This window comes from Nocardia sp. NPDC004168 (assembly GCF_040610355.1).
GTDB classification, from domain to species: domain Bacteria; phylum Actinomycetota; class Actinomycetes; order Mycobacteriales; family Mycobacteriaceae; genus Nocardia; species Nocardia sichangensis.
In genome coordinates this window covers 68,884-85,348 of record NZ_JBEXME010000014.1, presented here as the reverse complement: position 1 = coordinate 85,348, position 16,465 = coordinate 68,884, and the positions used below count along the sequence as shown (strand labels likewise).

Sequence of the window (16,465 nt, the reverse complement as noted above, 5' to 3'; positions counted from 1 at the left end):
CATCGCTGCCGAGCCGGCACGAGGTCGGCGACGACGGTCGCATTCCATCCGCTGTCGAGCGATCGAAGTGCGAAGCCCATGCGAGGACAGAACCGAACGCGTGGCCGTGCCGTTTGCGGCTGGCCAGGTCCGGCGCGCACGGGTGGTCGGCGGAGATCGGATCGGTGGCCCGGCGGCGGGGATGACGGTTCGTTGCGGCAAAGTGTCAATGTGAGCGAATCGCGTTCGAAGTACACACCCCGGCCGATGTCCAGTGCGACCACCTATGCGCTCGGTGCGGTCGCTCTCGTGTTGATCGTGGTGATCGTCATCGCGGCGATCCGCTGGGGGCGGGACGACGCGGCCGTCCGCAACGACGGCTACGGTTCGGTGCGGAACGAGGCGGTGCACTCGGTGCTCGAGCAGAACGGTTCGATCCTGCTCGGCCGCCCGGACGCGAAGAAGACCATCGACATTTTCGAGGACCCGCTGTGCCCCGGCTGCGGCAGTTTGGAGCGCATCTACGGTCAAGAGATCGCGCAGAAGATCGATGTGGGCGCGCTGGCGGTCCGTTATCGCCTGGTGAACTTCCTCGACGCCCGCTCGCGGAGCAAGGATTACTCCACCCGCGCCATCGCCGCGAACCAGTGTGTGGCCGAGGCGGGTTCGGGCCCGATCTACTCCAAGTTCCACACCGAACTGTTCACTACCAAGCGCCCCAGCGAAGGCGGCGCCGACCTGAGCAACGAGGAACTCGCCGCTATTGCGGGCGACGCCGGGGCCGCCGAGTCCGTGCGGCAATGCATCGCCATCGGCGCCAAGGTCGAGTCCGCCCGCAGCAGCGCCATGGCGCAGACGGCGGCGCTCGGCGCGGCACTGGGCGGCTCCGCGGCCACACCCGCGGTCTTCGACGGCACGACCAAGGTCGACACCAACGACGAGAACTGGGTGGCCTCGCTCACCCGTTGAGCAGCGGACGCCTGCGCTGTCCCCGGTAGAGCGGGCTCCGGTGATTTCCCCACGAAGCGCCGATCCGCCACGGACTCGGCAAGGCGATGCGGTCTCGCGGCGAACGGAAGGGCCGGAACGCCGACTCCACCAAATCGACGCCCCGGCCCACTCGACGGCGCGACCCGACATCCCCAGCCCCCGAGATCGCCATCGCCGAGCTTTCAGTTGGCCTGGGGCCGGGCAACGGCTCCACCTGCCGCCACCCGGCCCGCGCACTCGACAGCGCGATCCGGCCCCCTGTCCTGGACCGCGCCTCGAGATGTCTCCATGTCCAGTGACGAGACCGGCTGTGCCGCTGGCTGTTTCGGCATTCGTCCCGATCCGCGAACGTGCCGACCGATCGGCACATCCCTGTCCGGCACTGCAACGCCCACACCCTCACGTACATCCGACTCGCACCAGACGACCGCTGGACACTCGGGAAAGAACAAACCAGCAACCCCATCTGCTCTGCCCAACCCGAGCGTCCAACTGCCTACCTCCCCACACCCCGCACGATCGAAATCACTTCGAACACATGTTCGATACTAACCTCAACCGCCGCCTCCTGCCACCCCCGAATCGAGGCGATTTGGTTGCCGACACACCGTTGGTGTAACTTCATTCAAGCGCAGCGGGGACACCCGGAGCGAAACAACCAGGGGCTATGGCGCAGCTGGTAGCGCACCACACTGGCAGTGTGGGGGTCAGGGGTTCGAGTCCCCTTAGCTCCACTTAAATAGCAGGTCAGGCCCGGTCTACGACCGGGCCTGACCTGTTTTATTTGTCTAGCCCCGCGTTTACCCCCCGTTTTCGTTTTAGGTCCCGTTCGCCGGTGCTGCCTATCGCGGTCCTGCTCTGCCGCTGTATCCGCCGCAACCAGGTGTCCCGATCGGTAGCTGATTGCCGTCACCAGCCGCACGGATGCCGCGCGGTTGTGATGAAACAATGTCACTGGCAGACGAGCGGGTATGGATGTTGTTGGTGCGTTCCCCATAGGGCTCCGCACCACACCCGTTGTGCTGTTGGACGGGCTACCCACGCTGAGCGTGGGGTCCGGTCCAGCAGTCCGGACAGGGATTGGTACGCGCGTTGGCGCGAAACCCGCTGCCGCTGGCCGGCCCCCGACACTGCGGCTGATCTACCAGCCCAGATGAATTGCCTCCTCTGGGACTCGCACCCAGACTCGACGCGTGTGCAGTCATTTCCGTCGCCGTTACTCGCTGGCGCGTTCTCGCGTCCCCTCGATCACCGCGTCCACGCAGTGCTGCAGCACCATCATGTCGAGCGTGAAAACCTCATCTGGATCGACGTCCGCCGGATTGTCGATCGTCGTGTACGGCATCCCCCGTCGGCGGATGACCGCACGGCCGCTGTTCGCGGGCAGGTCGATCGGCTCGTCGGCGAGGAACTGCTCGGCGTTGCGGGCGTAGGAGCGGTAGATCTCGGCGGAGAAGTCGACAATCCGCGGTGCCGTCATGACGAAACATACTGCGCCGCAACGATAATCACCGCCACTCAAACGAACCTGTCAGGCGCTCTCAGGTGGCCTTGTTGCCACGGCGGTGCTCGATCCAGGCATCCAGCGCGTTCCGGAAGAACTCGACCTCCTTGGGGGTCAAGTCGAAGTCGACTACCCAGTCCTCGGCCATGATGAGTGCGCTCAGGATGTCGCTGTCCTCCGATTCGCCGACGATCTCGAAGTGGTGTCCATCCTTGGTGTCCATGGACAGACAGAAGCCGTCGCCCTCGGGTACTTTCACCTCCTGGTTCAGAATTTCGGCCATGGCCAGCCCCGCCTCGATGTCGAGTACTTCGCCGATCCCCCTGGCGAAGTCCGCGTGATGCTCCTCCACCCTTCGCGCGGAGCCATACTCGAGAAAGGCGTCCACTACCTCGCGGTTCTTTTTTGCTAGCTGGGCGTTGGCGAAGCTGACCAGGCATGTCGTGCAGAAGCGGACTAGCCCCAGGTCGGCGCCGGGCTCCTGGACCGAAAAGACGGCTGGCTCGCTGCATCTTTCGCATGGTGGTGTCACTTCTTCTCCTCACTTCCGAATGGGATTCTTTCGATGCCGTAGACGGCAATGGGGTCGGGCCCCGGGTTCGAGCAATGAAGTGTCCGTCGCCGTCGCCCTCCGAGAACAACAGCCCCGAGGAGTTCTCTCCGATCCACTGCGGCGGACTTCTTGGCAGGGCTCGCACAGGGCTGTCAGCGGGGAAGAGTTGGGGTACGAGCCAGATGTGCTTCACCCCTTCTTCTCCTCTCGCGGGGTGATGCGGCTCTGCTCCCAGATCACAAGCACGTCCCCGGGCCTGAGTATCCGGAGAAGCGCGCGGTAGACCTGGCCGGTCTTTTGGGGAGTACTGTTAGCCGCCCAGGAAGCGCTGGGTGGCGTCGTAGACGTCGCGTTGGTAGGCATGATCGCGGGAGCGGGCCGAGGACAGCTTCGCGCGTCCGGTGTCCACGGCGCGGACCGCACGGATATAGCTGCCGCTCGGGTGGGCGGGTCGGGTGGCCGTCGCGACCACCGTGCGCGCCGGCTGCTCCGGTGAGTTCATCAACGGTGCGCCGACGAGGCCGATCAGGTGCAGCGGACCGCCCGCGCTGCGCTGGAATCCGGTGCGCACGGCCCCCGGGTCCACCGCGAATACCTCGATCCGGTCACGCCACCGCTCGGCCAGCGCGTAGGTATAGGCGAGATTGGCGAGTTTGCTCGACGCGTACGCGCGCATCTGTGTCCACTCCCCCGGCAATGCCCAGTCCTCGATCGGGCGGGCCCGCGCTTCCAGATACGAGGTCATCATGATCACCTTCGGCAATGAATGAGGCTGTCCGCCAATCGGTTTCATGATCGACTCCAGGCTGTGGGCAAGTCCGGCGGCCGCCAGGTGGTTGACGGCGACGGTCCGTTCCACGCCGTCCGCGGTGAGGCCGTGCCGATCGAACGCGGCGCCCGCGTTGTTGACCAGGACGCCGAGACCGTCCGGTGCGGCGCGGTGCACTTGATCGACCAGTCGCCGCACTCCCGACCGTGTTTCGAGGTCGGCATCGACGGGGATCAGACCGCCGGGCGCGTCGCCCATGCGCGCTGCCGCCTCCCGCGCACGCTCCCCGCTGCGCCCGTGCACCAGTACGGTCCAGCCGAGCCGCGCCAGCGCGCGACCGGCCGAGAATCCGATACCGCTCGTCGCTCCGGTCACCAGCGCGGTCGAAGCCGACGGGACCGCCAATGGATTCGTTGTGTCCATTGCTCTCATTCTCGGAGCGCAGAATGGAATGGCAATACCAAAATCGAGTCCGGAGATTCCCAATGCCTGCGTCCACCGAAACCCTGACCGCCAAAGGACTGCGTAGCCGCGCCAGGATCGTCGACGCCGCCGCGCGCCTGATGCTCGCGAACGGTGCGCACGGCACCACGATGGAGGCGATCCAGTACGAGGCGGGCGTCAGCGCCTCGCAGCTCTATCACTACTTCGACAACAAACGGGACCTGCTGGCGGCGGTCATTCAATCGAGCACGGAGGTCGTGGTCGCCAACAAGTGGCTGCTCGAGATGCGCTCGCTGCATGATCTGCGCGCGTGGCGGGATGCGGTGGTCGCCGCCGCGCGCGCGACCGGCTGTCGCACGGGGTGTCCGCTGGCCTCGTTCGCCGAGGACATCCCCGATACCGATCCGGAACTCCTCGAACTGGTGGCCGCCGGATTACGCCGCCTCACCGCCGCCGTGGCCGATGGCCTCACCGCCATGCGCGATGCGGGAGAACTGCGCGAGGACACCGATATCGACCGCCTGGCGCTCGTCGTCGTCACCGCCTACGAGGGCGGCATGCTCGTCTCCCGGGCCCAGCGCGAGCCCGCACCGCTGGAGGCGGCCCTCGACGCCGCCCTCGCCTGTGTCGAGACACAGGCTGCTCGCACGGATCGATGACGCCGAACGGATCGCGGCCGGCAGCCCACACCGACCCGCGACCACCTACTTCGCAACACGACCTACGTGTGAATTTGCGCGGCGACGGCTTCGTTGGAAGATTGTCGTGTTCCACATAGAGCGGAACATGGCCTGCCAGCATAGCTTGCGTTGTTTCCGTCAGTCGGCGAGCTGGTCTAAGAGCGGCGGGGCCGTGCGAGTAAAATGGCTCAGAACACACTGAATTCGCCATTTGCGTGCGTGCGAGGAAATGGTGGAGGCCCGCCGGGGTGGTTCCCTGGCGGCCGGGAACGATCCAGAGCGCGGTTCGAGCGTCACGGTGCACCGATGTAGCCACAGTCGCCGATATGTCAGCCCTTGGTCCTACGGTGGCGCCTATGTTTGGTGGGCGATATCGCGGGCCGTTGAGTGGGGGACCGAAGCCTGGAGCGTCGGTCTCGGAGATCGATGTCTTCGCCGCGCTGAACGTGATCCTCGGAAAAGGTGTCCTCGGACCACCGGGTTGGGTGCGGCCAGACATGGTGTTCTCGATCGAGGGCGAGCGCCTGCGACGCATCGGTGAGGGCTGGCGAAGCCTCGTCGGCAACAACCGCCGGTACGACCTGATTATCGAGTACGACGGAGAGTATTGGCACCGCCACCACGAGCGCCGTGACATCACCAAGTACCCCGACGTCGGGAGGGGCTACGAGGTGATGCGGCTGCGCATGCAGCCATTGCGCAGGCTGCGGCCGGCCGACATCAGCGTTCCGAGCCGCGCTGATGCGACGACGTGTGCGAGGCTCGCGCTGCTGCACCTCGCTCACCGTCCACGCCCCTTCCTCATCTCCGAGCCGCTCTTGGAGAGGATCGGTTTCTACCTGCAATTCTGCGCCACGCCGCTCGCGGAGGGCGATATCGCGTGCGGGCTGTGCGCTGAGCTCGACCACATCCTGCAAGGCGGCCTTGAGTTCTATCCCACGGGCAGTTCAACTTTCCAGGCGAATCGTTCATCGCTGGGGGATTTCGTTCAGCGTGCTCGAGAGTTGTCGGAGAGGAGCGAGTTCATAGAAGGTCTATGGGTGCCAGACCCGCACCAGCGTGGTTGGGAACAGAACGAGGTGGAAGCGGTGTCTCCGGAATTCAGACAGCGTCACCAGATCGCGCTCGGACATCACGAAGCCCAGGACAGGCAGAGTGCATTGACTGAGTAGTCCAGTCCCCGAGCTTGTGCCGAGACAGCCGGTGGGCCGAGCATCTGCTCGACGCCACCGGCTGTTCGCTGTTCGTCTATTGCGGGGCCTATTTGGTGCGATCGATGGCCTGTTCGATCCAGCCGGTCTGCACGGGGGCGGCGGTGTCGGGTTCATAGCCGGTGGCCGGGAACGTGGCCGTGTCGCCGTTCCGGGGGGCCGTATCGCGGGATCGAGCAGGTCGTGATCGACCCCGAGGACGAATACCGTCGCCTCTGCGAGTCCGTGGGCGGCACCAACCGAAAACGCGCTCATCACCACCGATCCCAGCGAATTAGACCGAGTTTGTGTCAGTGCGCCGGGACCGCACGAAGGTGAGTTCTTCGCCGGACAGTGGCCCGGTAGCCCATCGGCTGCCGACCCGTAGTCGGGGAGGTTTTCGGTGGTTTTGGGACATGATGAGACATTCGTGAGGCAGGGTTCAGGGGTGCGTCGCACTCCTGATGCCGTCCAGTAGCAGATCGACGACGCGCCCCACTGCGACGGTGCGGTCTTCGGTGGGCCGTGTGTAGATCTGCACGGTCATCAGCCGGGCGATATCGGCGGCGTCGACGTCGGAGCGGAGTGTGCCGTCGTCGTGGGCTCGCGTCACGAGTCGAGCGATGGAGTCGGTGACCGTCGCGCGCACCTGAGTCGATACGGGATCGGCCTGTATGCGCGTGTGCAGGGCGGGTTCCACCGAGGAGGCGAACGCGCCGACGTCGGCGAGGGCGCATTCGCGCAGGAAACGGCCCAGCGCCGACCAGGCGTCGCGCTCCTCGCGGGCCGCTGCGGCGCAGCGGTCGGCGAGATCGGTCAGGTAGGCGTGCGCGGCGGCGGAGATGAGTGCGTCGCGGTCGGGGAAGCGGCGGTAGAGCGTGCCGACGCCGACACCGGCATGGTCGGCGACCTCTTTCATCGACACCTCGATACCCTTGTCGCGGAACAGGATCAACGCCGCCGCGACGATCTGGTCGCGGTTGCTGCGGGCATCGGCCCGCAAGGTCTCGGCCGCCATGCGCGCCTCCCGGTAATAACTGGACGAATATCTTCCGCTTATGCTACCTTCTGGAAGTGGACGAAAATCGTCCAGTTATTCGAAGGGTGTGCGACATGGACAAGAAGGTGCTGATCTCCGGCGCGGGCGTCGGCGGCGCGACGGCTGCATACTGGCTGGCCCACAAGGGATTCGACGTGACGGTTGTCGAGCGGGCCGCAACGGAGCGCTCCAGTGGCAATCCCGTCGACGTGAAGGGGCCGGCGGTCGAGGTGGTCGAGAAGATGGGCGTGATGCCACGGCTGCGGGAGGTCGCCTCCGCGGTGGACCGGATGACGTTCGTCGATGCGGCAGGCCGGCGGGTGGCCGGTGTTCCGCTGCGCATGTTCCAGGGCGGCGCCGGCGAGCGGGAGGTCGAGGTGCCGCGCGCCGACCTCGCCTCGATCCTGCTCGACGCCGCCCGCGACCGCGTCGAATTCCTCTGGGGCGACACGATCACCGACCTGTCCCAGGACGCGGCGGGCGTCGATGTCGGTTTCGCTGCCGCTCCACCCGCACGGTTCGATGCGGTGATCGGCGCCGACGGTCTGCACTCGGCCGTGCGGCGGCTGGCCTTCGGGCCGGAACAGCAGTTCGTGCGCCATGCCGGAATGTATGTGGCGACCCTGCCGATCGGCGTACCGTTCGGTGACGACACCGAAGTCATCATCTACAACACACCCGGCCGGGCGGTCTCGATACACCCGACCAAGGGACATGCGATCGCGACGTTCATGTTCCGCGGTGACGCGGTGCCCGGCTACGACCACCGCGACCTGGCTCAGCACAAGAACCTCGTCGCCGAAGCATTCCCCGACGCCTCATGGCGACTGCCGGAACTGCTGGACCAGGTACACACCGCCGAAGATCTGTACTTCGACTCCGTGAGCCGGGTCCGGGCGCCGCGCTGGTCCACCGGGCGCATCGGACTGGTCGGGGACGCGGCCGCCGCGGTGTCGTTGTTCGGCGACGGCTCAACCCTGGCCATCGCCGGCGCCTACCGGCTCGCCGAGGAATTGAGCCAATCACCGACCGACATAGCCGACGCGCTGCGCCGCTACGAAACCGGCCACCGACCCCTGGTCGATTCCAAACAACAGGGATTCCGCGCCGCACGCGCCATGCTGCTACCCGGCACCCGGACCGGCATCGCGTTGCGCAACACCGCCGCCCGGCTCGCACCCGCACTCGCCGGGATCAGGCGAACGCGTACCGCGTAATTCCAGGCCCGCCGCGAGAAACCAGCGAGAATACTAGTGCCGTGTCCGGGAAGGTTGACGCTGTAACCCGCGGCCCGGGGTGGCGGGTTGATCATCGGCGGGTGACCGGTGATGCTGCCGGTGGAGGCGATGACCTGTTTTGTTCGGCCCGACCCCACGGAAACGCACGGTTTGCATTCTGGTTTGTATCGGATGGGCCGGTGGGTGTGGTGATCCTGGGCCGATACCATTGGCGACTTGCCGCCGGGCGAGGTGACGTTCGCCCGGATCGAAGTAGCGCCTTTCAGCCCGAGGAGTTCGGTACTACCTATCGCGCGGTGAACCGGCCGATGCCTGCCGGAGGCCATCGAATTGCGGGGGTGGGCGTGTGCATGCGGTACTCGGGAATGGAAGTGGTAAGGGTGACACCGGGCCGATATCCTGTGCATATTGTGGGGAGGTCGACCATGGACGATGCTCTGCAAATACCGCATCTGAGAGCCACCGCAGACTTGGAACTCCGCCCGTGGTCGTTGTCCGCGGCAGACCTCGAGCTTGTGAGGGAAGCTTCTGCCGACGACCTGATTCCTATAACCACGGTGCCTGCGACCTTCTCGCTCGAGGCCGCAACGAGGTTTGTCGAACGCCAGCGGCAACCAGCGACCGATCGAACCGGATACCCGATGGTGATCGTCCGGCGACCGGACAACGCACCACTGGGAAGCATCGGCCTGTGGTTGAAGGACATCGACGAAGGCCGCGCATCGCTCAGCTACTGGGTGGTCCGCTCTGCCCGCGGCCATGGCGTCGCCGCGCATGCTCTGGCGGCAATGGCTACCTGGGCGCTGGAAGAGTTGCATATCCCACGACTACAGCTCTATGTGGAACCTTGGAACCGCGCTTCGATCCGCACTGCGGAGAGAGCCGGTTTCGAATGCGAAGGGCTCCTCAGATCGTGGCAGAAGGTCGGCGATCGACGCCGCGACATGTTCATGTACGCGCGCGTGGCAGCGGGAGCTCTCGCCGAGGCGGATGGAGTTCACATCGGTTAGACCTCGATGGCCGGTTGCCCGGCCGTCGCGGGTGATCGTGAACCGATATCACTGCTGGCACAGTGTTCGATACGCCCGGTGGTGCCGGGTACTCACCTCATGGTCGACCCCCACGGCCTCGCTTGCAAAATTACTCGAGACTATGCTTGATCTGCGTTTGTACGCACCGCCAGTGGATAAATCCGCTCGAAAAAATCTGATGAATCGCTCACCCTCTCTATGAGAGGACCGTCCGATGGGTTTTGCAGAGATGCGCCGGTTCCGGCGTGATCCGTTGGGTTTCCTCGAGAATCTGCGCCGGACCAGCCCGGTAGAGGTGTTCGGGCTGCCGTGGGGCGGGTGGTGTGTCGGCGATACGGGTCTGGCGCTGACGGTGCTGAGTGACCGCGCTTTCCATGCGGGGAAGTCCGGGTTCTTCGGTTCTATGCTGCCTTCGCGGTCTGCTCAGGTCGATTTCGGCCGTGCGGTGCGCGCGATTCTGCGGACGCATACGCCCAAGTATCGCGAGTCCCTGGCGGCGGCGGTGATGGAAATGCCCTCCATCACCCGCTGGCCCGCAGCGGGGGTCGAGCTGGTGTATCGGTGCACCGCGGACCTGTTGCTGCACCCCGATGGTTCTCCCGAGTTGCGGCATTTACTGGAGCGAAACGCACGCGTGGGCGCGCTTCGCCCAGCCCGAATGGCGCAGCGGGCGCGGGCGCAGCTGTTGCGCGTCAAGCTGTCCACCGCGCTGAACGAGCAGATCCGGGACCGGCGCAGCGCCACCGGCCGCAGTGCGGCAGCCGAACCACGGGATCTGCTCGATGCCGTGATCGGTGCCTGTCCCGACGGCGTCGCCGATACAACGGTGGCGCGGCTGTATGTGCTGATGTTCCGGTCCATTGTGGGACCACTGGGCTACTCGCTCGCGTGGTCGGTGCTGCTGGGCAGTCTCCACTCTCCCGGCGCACCATGGCCATGGCCCGTCGACTGGGTGGTACGTGAGGCCCTGCGGCACCGGCCGGTGTCCTGGATGGTCAGCCGTCCCGTCCCCTATCCCGCCGAGTTCGGGGGGATCGCCTTCCAGACCGGCGACCTCCTATCCGTCAGCCCCTATCTGCTCCATCACGACAACAACCACTGGACCAGACCAGGAGCATTTCAACCCGACCGCTGGATTCGACCGAGCGAGCACGGCCCATTTGTGCCCTTCAGTTCCGGCCCCTTCACCTGCGCCGGCGCCGCGGTCGCCCACGATCTGGTCACCGATGCGGCCACCGCCCTCATCGAGAACACCGCTATGCGCGTCATCAGCGGAGGTGATACCCGCCCGATCGTGACCAATGCCGCGACCCCCAGGCCGTTCACCCTGCTGCGTACCCCCACAAGCCCTGGCCACGCCCGACCGAGCCCCAGGAAGGAGGTGACATCATGATCAAGGCATTGCTGTTCATCATCACCAACAAGCCGACCCGTACCTGGGACCCCGCTCAATACGGATGATTCTGCTACCGGCTGGATGGCTCGACCAACGCTACGAGGTCTCCGCCGGCCTGGACGCGCTCGGCCGGCGGATCGGTGTGGGCGCGCGCTCGGCACCCCAGTCGCGTTCACCGATTGGCGTCCAGCACTGCTGCGAGGCCTTCTTGTAGGTCCTTGACGAAATACTCGGGAACCTCGAGTGAGGGGAAATGTCCCCCGGCTTCGGGCGAGTTCCATCGGACGATCTGTCGGTACCGCTCCTGTGCCCAGGGGCGCGGGCACTTCTCGATGTCGCGGGGATACACGGTGATCGCCGACGGGACGTCGACCCGAAGTTCGGGGTCGAGCGAGTCGTGGCTCTCGTAGTAGATGCGGGCCGACGATGCGCCGGTCCGCGTCAGCCAATACAGGGTGACGTCGTCGAGAACGCGGTCTCTGGAGATCGTCTCGAACGGGCTGTCTTCGGTATCTGTCCACTCGGCGAACTTGTCGAGGATCCAGGCGAGAAGCCCGACCGGTGAGTCGACGAGCGAGTAGCCGATGGTCTGCGGTCGGGTCGCCTGCTGCTTCGCGTACGCCGCGTGGTGGCGCCAGAAATCGCGGGTTTCCTCCGTCCATTCGCGCTCGGTCGCCGTCAGTCCTTCCGTTGTCAACCCGGGCGGTGCCTGCGCGGTCGTTGTGTGGATGCCGAGAACGTGCGCCGGGAACCTGCCGCCGAGGACCGTGGTGATCACACCTCCCCAGTCGCCGCCGTGGGCTACGAACTTGCTGTAGCCGAGCCTTTCCATGAGTTGCACCCATGCGGCCGCGATCTTTTCGGTTCCCCAGCCGGTGGTGGCCGGCTTGTCGCTGTAACCAAAGCCTGGCAGCGACGGGGCCACGACGTGAAACGCCGGCGTGTCCGCGTCTTTCGGATCTGCCAGCTCGTCTACTACGTCGATGAATTCGGCAATGCTGCCCGGCCAGCCGTGCGTCAAGATCAGGGGAGTGGCATCTGTGCGCTCGGATCGGCGGTGCAGGAAGTGGATTCCCAGATCGTCGATGGTCGTGCGGAACTGGCCGATCCGGTTGAGGCGCGCTTCGAACGACCGCCAGTCGTACCCGGTGCGCCAGTAGTTCACGACGTCGACGAGGTCGGCGAGCGGAACGCCCTGTTCCCATCTGCGAGGGCCGGGGGCGGCGCGATAGACCGTCTCGGCCTCCGGTAGCCGCGCTGTGGCCAGTCGCGTGCGTAGATCGTCGAGGACGGCGTCGGCCGCGTGGGCTTCGAATACTTGCACGTCGACGGGGTCGGGGGTGAAGACCGGATCGAGGTGGCCAAGTGCAGGCATGAGACCTCCTGTTCATCGCGGAACCGGCTTCGGCCTATCGAGAACCGGCTAAGACGGTTCTAGCATGGCTCCGCATCGGCCGGCAACCAGCTAAGGTGGTTCCATGCCTGCTGGGCTCCCTGACTTTCGCCTCGGTAACGTGCTAGCGACCAGCTTCACGGGGACTCTGTCCGAGCGCCATGGCGACCGTGTGGAACGCATTCCCACGCCGCAGCGACTCGTCGACTGGCTGGTCGTGTACGGCCTGGCCGTGGACTCCTGCACTACCGCCCAGCTGGAACTCGCCTGGGAACTGCGGGAATCGATTCACGCCGTCGCGACAGCGGCGGCGCTCGGAGACGCTCTTCCCGCACCTGCTGTCCAAGTCATCAATGACAGCAGCATTCGGGGTCGGGCGGCGGCCGTTCTGACATCCGAGGGCAGGCGTCGATGGCGACTCGGCTCCGCTTCCTGCGTAGAAGATGCCCTAGGCGTGATCGCCGCCGATGCGATCAGCATCGTCGCAGGCGAACGGAACGGAAGACTGGCCTTGTGTGCCTCGCCAACCTGCCGAGCGGCCTTCTTCGACACCAGCCAAAGCCGCACCCGCAAATGGTGTGACATGAACACGTGCGGGAATCGTCAGAAGAAGGCGCGTTTCAATGCCAATCAGCGCAAGGACATCCAAGGCTGACTGCAGTCGGCCGTAGTATGACTTGAATCGAGAGCGGATCTCCGGCGCGGCGCGGGCCGGTTTCGCACCGTCTCCGGCCGAGTGGAGCACCTCCGCTACAGCCTGGCGTCCCATGCCGGTGACTTCGAATCTCGAACCGTAGTTTATGGTTCGGTACTCCGCCATAATGGCCGCGCCCGGCATTCCCACCACTGGAGCCAGTCGTTGCGGTGGCGATGAGACACTCTGACGGTGAGCGAGAAACCCGTCGGCGAGATGTCCAGCAGCACATTCGATTACGACGACGAATTGCCGCGACTCCCCATCCCGACGTTGGAGGAGACGTGCGAACGGTTTCTCGAGCGATGTTCGCCGTTGCTGACCGACGAGCAACTGATGGTCACGACAGCGGCCGTGGATCAATTCCTTGCGTTGGACAGTCCGGCCCGGACGTGGCAGGCCGAGATAGAGCGATTCGATCGGACGCCGGGCGTCCACAGTTGGCTCGACGCCTTTTGGAGATCTCGCCATCTCGGCTACCGCGACAGTATCGCGCTCAGTGCGAATTCCTTCTTCTTGCTCACGGACTCGGAGCACGGTCAACTCGAACGCGCCGCCGAACTGATCGCGCGCGCCACCGCGTACAAACTGGAACTCGACGCCGAGATGATTTCGCCCGTGATTCTTCGCGGCCGTCCGGTGTCCATGCACCAGAACAGGTGTCTGTTCTCCACCACCAGAATCCCCGGCATCGAATTCGACGCCGTGCGCTCCGCTCACAGTGCCGGAGAACCAGGCTCGTCAACGGTCCGGCACATCGTCATCCATTTCCGTCGTCAAGCGTTCCGAATGGATGTCCTCGCAGCGGACGGTACCCCACATCGCATCGAGGACCTGATCGCCGGGCTGGATGCGATCAGGGGAGCCGATCCGGCCGCGGAGCCGTCGCCGGGAGCGCTGACAACACAACCGCGCGCGGCATGGGCGAGGGCCCGCCAGGCTCTCCTCGAAGATCCGGACAACGCCGCCGCGCTCGAGACGATCGAGACGGCACTGTTCTGCGTCGCGCTCGAGGACTTCGCGCCCCGAGACGAACGCTCGGCCTGTAACGCGCTCCTGCATGGTGACGGCGAGAACCGCTGGTACGACAAGGCGTTGACATTCATCGTGTTCGCCGATGGTCGCGCGGGCGTCAACATCGAGGAGTCCGGCCTGGACGGAACCACGGTTGCCGGCTTCTGCGACGCGATTCTGGCGAATGCGCCAGCCATCTCGGCGGACCGGCCCGGCCGAGCGCCCGAGATATCACCGATCGAATTCCGTTTCGATGAGGACCTGCGGCACGAGATCCGGCAAGCCGCCGCCGACTTCGGCAAACAGGCGGGCGAGATCGCCACGGAGGTGGTGACATTCGACGACTTCGGCTCGGACACGGCCAAACGTCTCGGAATATCGCCGGATGCGTTGGTGCAAGTGGCTTACCAACTGGCTCATCAACGGTCCAGGGGATTCCTCGGCAGCACCTACGAATCCGTAGCCGTGCGACATTACCGCCACGGCCGTACCGAGGCGCTCCGGGCGGTCACCCCCGAAGTCGTTCGTTTCGTGGCATTGATGAACGACTCGACCGCTACGCACACCGCTCGCGCCGAAGCGCTACGTGCCGCGGCGGGAGCACACGTCGCCAACACCAGAGAATGCCAGGCGGGGCGCGCTCCCGAACGGCATCTCGTGGAGCTACAGCGAATTCAGCGTCAGCACGGCGAAAAGCCGCTCGCGATCTACGAATCTCCCGGCTGGCGGATTCTGCGTGACGACTATCTCAGTACCAGTGCTGTGTCGTCGGTCAATGTTCGGTTCTTCGGTTTCGGGCCGCCGACCGCCGATTGCATCGGGATCGGCTATATCCTGCAGCCCGGCAGCTTCGGCGTACACCTGAGCGGTTCCAAAGGCATCGAACAACACATGCTCGAATTCGCACACGCCCTCTCTGTCGCCGTCCCGGAGTTGTGCGCCCTGCTCGAGACGACATCCGTCGGCTAGCTTTGCGTATCGATGACTGCTCGTCCGATAGCCAGGAGTAGATATTCCACCCGAAAGTGAGTGGGAGTGAAAGCCTACCGAGAGCTTCTGGCAAATCGGACAGTATGCAATATGGTGCTGATCAGTCTGCTGTTCCGGACTGTTCTCAACTCCCAATCCCTGCTGTTGGTAATGCATGTGCGGCACACGTTGCACCTTTCCTACGGTGCTGCGGGCTTGTTGAGCACTGTGGTCTACCTGTGCATGGCCGGAACCGAGCTGCGGCGCGGCCCGCGTCTCGATCGATTGGGCTTGCGCCCCACCATGGCTCCATCGATCCTGGTAAACGGGATCTGCTGGCTCATCGCGCCATTCGCTCCGTTTCCGGTGTTGCTGTTGCTCGCGGCGTTGGCGGGATGGTTCGAAATACCGGTCATCAATGTCGCGAAACAGGCCATTACGGTCGCCACGACCGAACGGGAGCGAAGGCCGGCGCTCGCCGCGTACGAGGTGACCGCGGACGTGTCGCTGTTGGTCGGGCCGCCGCTGGGCGTCGCGGTGATGAATATCTGGGACACGGCGATGGTGCTGCTCGTGGTCCGGTTGGTGGCCGTGGGTTGCGGTGTCCTGTTGCTGAGACAGAACCCACCGCTGCGAACCGAGACGAGCGAAGTGTCACGGCGGGTCCCACGGCGATCCTGGTTGCAGACCGGCTTCGTGACAGCATGTGTCGGATACGCCGCGGCCGCCGCCGTCCTCTGTGCGGAGGAACTGAGTGTCATCACGGCCATGCACGACTTCCATGCCAAGCATGCGATCGGACTGGTGCTGGCCATCGGCGCAGCCGGTGCGGTGGCCGGTGGGTACGGGTACGGCGCGATCTCCAGAACCATCTCGCCATACGTTCTGCTGGTCGGACTCGGAATCGGCGTGTCGCTCTGCGCCCTCGCGGTCGGCCCGGTTTCGCTGGCCATAGCCGTTTTCGCGGTCGGCGTGCTGGCTGGTGCTGTTTTCCCGGCCTGCACCGATCGGATGAGTGCTGCTGCTTCTGAGGACGCCCTCGGGGAGGCCCTCGGCTTTCATTTCAGTCTGATGTGGGTCGGCGTAGCCATGGGAAGTATCGGGGCGAGTCAGTCCGTCGACTTCGCCGGTTCGTCAGGAGGCATCCTGGCCGCAGCCACGATCGGTATCGGCGCCGGAATCGGGCTGGGCCGAATCGCGGCTCGTGCGGGCCCCACTCCCGGGGCGCCCGGCCAAGTGAATCGAGCATTCATCGTCACCGCGACCAGGCGGATACTGGATATCGCGCAGATCACCCTTGCTCGAAATACCGATGGTTCACTCGACGTCCGACTCGGCGGAATTTACGCCTTCGAGAGGAAGGTGAAACAGCCGGTTACCGGACATCACAACGGAAGCGAATCCGCAGCCGTATCGTCAATGGATTCCGAGGCTGCCGACCCCGGTCGAACCGGAATGCGACAATTCCCGACGCCTTGGACCGAAACTCCTTCACCTCCTCAGCGAAAAGGCTCATCGTGGAGCCGGCCACCCGCTTGAACTCCGCGGTTTCGTCAACTGCTGTGGCTGCCCGGCTATCGCA

14 protein-coding genes and 1 tRNA gene are annotated in these 16,465 nt (G+C 65.0%); 10 read left to right on the top strand and 5 right to left on the bottom strand.

Annotated elements, in window-relative coordinates; genetic code table 11:
* Positions 1 to 246: 246 nt before the first annotated feature.
* On the top strand, positions 247 to 948 hold the full coding sequence (locus ABZW96_RS23775) for a thioredoxin domain-containing protein (RefSeq protein ID WP_355077829.1): 702 nt from the start codon (positions 247 to 249) through the stop codon (positions 946 to 948).
* Positions 949 to 1,630: 682 nt separating this feature from the next.
* Positions 1,631 to 1,703, top strand: a tRNA-Ala gene (locus ABZW96_RS23770).
* A gap of 482 nt (positions 1,704 to 2,185) precedes the next feature.
* Here ABZW96_RS23770 and ABZW96_RS23765 read toward each other — a convergent pair.
* From ABZW96_RS23765 to ABZW96_RS23755, 3 genes are all read right to left on the bottom strand, one after another.
* On the bottom strand, positions 2,186 to 2,449 hold the full coding sequence (locus tag ABZW96_RS23765) for a hypothetical protein (RefSeq protein WP_355077929.1): 264 nt from the start codon (positions 2,447 to 2,449) through the stop codon (positions 2,186 to 2,188).
* A 61-nt stretch (positions 2,450 to 2,510) separates the two neighbouring features.
* On the bottom strand, positions 2,511 to 3,005 hold the full coding sequence (locus ABZW96_RS23760; RefSeq protein ID WP_355077828.1) for a hypothetical protein: 495 nt from the start codon (positions 3,003 to 3,005) through the stop codon (positions 2,511 to 2,513).
* A gap of 331 nt (positions 3,006 to 3,336) precedes the next feature.
* Positions 3,337 to 4,218, bottom strand: a complete 882-nt coding sequence (locus tag ABZW96_RS23755; RefSeq protein WP_355077826.1) for an SDR family NAD(P)-dependent oxidoreductase — start codon at positions 4,216 to 4,218, stop codon at positions 3,337 to 3,339.
* Positions 4,219 to 4,280: 62 nt separating this feature from the next.
* Between ABZW96_RS23755 and ABZW96_RS23750 the strand changes: the two genes are divergently transcribed.
* Together ABZW96_RS23750 and ABZW96_RS23745 are read left to right on the top strand one after the other, a co-directional pair.
* Positions 4,281 to 4,898, top strand: coding sequence for a helix-turn-helix domain-containing protein (locus ABZW96_RS23750; protein WP_355077824.1), 618 nt, complete (start codon positions 4,281 to 4,283; stop codon positions 4,896 to 4,898).
* A gap of 377 nt (positions 4,899 to 5,275) precedes the next feature.
* Positions 5,276 to 6,091, top strand: a complete 816-nt coding sequence (locus tag ABZW96_RS23745; protein ID WP_355077822.1) for a hypothetical protein — start codon at positions 5,276 to 5,278, stop codon at positions 6,089 to 6,091.
* 460 nt (positions 6,092 to 6,551) lie between these two features.
* On the opposite strand, the gene ABZW96_RS23740 is transcribed toward ABZW96_RS23745, so the two are convergent.
* A complete protein-coding gene (locus ABZW96_RS23740) occupies positions 6,552 to 7,127 on the bottom strand; it encodes a helix-turn-helix domain-containing protein (RefSeq protein WP_355077820.1) in 576 nt (191 codons plus the stop codon).
* 95 nt (positions 7,128 to 7,222) lie between these two features.
* Between ABZW96_RS23740 and ABZW96_RS23735 the strand changes: the two genes are divergently transcribed.
* The 3 genes from ABZW96_RS23735 (at position 7,223) to ABZW96_RS23725 (ending at position 10,810) form a co-directional block, all read left to right on the top strand.
* Entirely contained in the window at positions 7,223 to 8,365 is a 1,143-nt protein-coding gene (locus ABZW96_RS23735; RefSeq protein ID WP_355077819.1) for an FAD-dependent monooxygenase, read from the top strand.
* A 446-nt stretch (positions 8,366 to 8,811) separates the two neighbouring features.
* Positions 8,812 to 9,396, top strand: coding sequence for a GNAT family N-acetyltransferase (locus tag ABZW96_RS23730; RefSeq protein WP_355077817.1), 585 nt, complete (start codon positions 8,812 to 8,814; stop codon positions 9,394 to 9,396).
* 235 nt (positions 9,397 to 9,631) lie between these two features.
* Positions 9,632 to 10,810, top strand: coding sequence for a cytochrome P450 (locus ABZW96_RS23725; protein WP_355077815.1), 1,179 nt, complete (start codon positions 9,632 to 9,634; stop codon positions 10,808 to 10,810).
* A gap of 175 nt (positions 10,811 to 10,985) precedes the next feature.
* Here ABZW96_RS23725 and ABZW96_RS23720 read toward each other — a convergent pair whose 3' ends face one another.
* On the bottom strand, positions 10,986 to 12,188 hold the full coding sequence (locus tag ABZW96_RS23720; RefSeq protein WP_355077813.1) for an epoxide hydrolase: 1,203 nt from the start codon (positions 12,186 to 12,188) through the stop codon (positions 10,986 to 10,988).
* Between the two features lie 103 nt (positions 12,189 to 12,291).
* On the opposite strand from ABZW96_RS23720, the gene ABZW96_RS23715 reads away from it, so the two are divergent.
* The 3 genes from ABZW96_RS23715 to ABZW96_RS23705 all read left to right on the top strand — a co-directional run bounded on the left by ABZW96_RS23715 (position 12,292) and on the right by ABZW96_RS23705 (position 16,422).
* Positions 12,292 to 12,861 (top strand): CGNR zinc finger domain-containing protein, encoded by a 570-nt coding sequence (locus ABZW96_RS23715; protein ID WP_355077811.1) that lies wholly within the window; start codon positions 12,292 to 12,294, stop codon positions 12,859 to 12,861.
* 231 nt (positions 12,862 to 13,092) lie between these two features.
* Positions 13,093 to 14,883 (top strand): choline/carnitine O-acyltransferase, encoded by a 1,791-nt coding sequence (locus ABZW96_RS23710; protein WP_355077809.1) that lies wholly within the window; start codon positions 13,093 to 13,095, stop codon positions 14,881 to 14,883.
* 66 nt (positions 14,884 to 14,949) lie between these two features.
* Positions 14,950 to 16,422, top strand: coding sequence for an MFS transporter (locus tag ABZW96_RS23705; RefSeq protein WP_355077807.1), 1,473 nt, complete (start codon positions 14,950 to 14,952; stop codon positions 16,420 to 16,422).
* Positions 16,423 to 16,465: the final 43 nt, after the last annotated feature.

Coding starts and splice junctions, on each gene's coding strand:
- ABZW96_RS23750 (WP_355077824.1), top strand. CDS start 4,281: ATGCCTGCGTCCACCGAAACCCTGACCGCCAAAGGACTGCGTAGCCGC.
- ABZW96_RS23715 (WP_355077811.1), top strand. CDS start 12,292: ATGCCTGCTGGGCTCCCTGACTTTCGCCTCGGTAACGTGCTAGCGACC.
- ABZW96_RS23720 (WP_355077813.1), bottom strand. CDS start 12,188: ATGCCTGCACTTGGCCACCTCGATCCGGTCTTCACCCCCGACCCCGTC.
- ABZW96_RS23730 (WP_355077817.1), top strand. CDS start 8,812: ATGGACGATGCTCTGCAAATACCGCATCTGAGAGCCACCGCAGACTTG.
- ABZW96_RS23745 (WP_355077822.1), top strand. CDS start 5,276: ATGTTTGGTGGGCGATATCGCGGGCCGTTGAGTGGGGGACCGAAGCCT.
- ABZW96_RS23775 (WP_355077829.1), top strand. CDS start 247: ATGTCCAGTGCGACCACCTATGCGCTCGGTGCGGTCGCTCTCGTGTTG.
- ABZW96_RS23735 (WP_355077819.1), top strand. CDS start 7,223: ATGGACAAGAAGGTGCTGATCTCCGGCGCGGGCGTCGGCGGCGCGACG.
- ABZW96_RS23740 (WP_355077820.1), bottom strand. CDS start 7,127: ATGGCGGCCGAGACCTTGCGGGCCGATGCCCGCAGCAACCGCGACCAG.
- ABZW96_RS23725 (WP_355077815.1), top strand. CDS start 9,632: ATGGGTTTTGCAGAGATGCGCCGGTTCCGGCGTGATCCGTTGGGTTTC.
- ABZW96_RS23765 (WP_355077929.1), bottom strand. CDS start 2,449: ATGACGGCACCGCGGATTGTCGACTTCTCCGCCGAGATCTACCGCTCC.
- ABZW96_RS23755 (WP_355077826.1), bottom strand. CDS start 4,218: ATGGACACAACGAATCCATTGGCGGTCCCGTCGGCTTCGACCGCGCTG.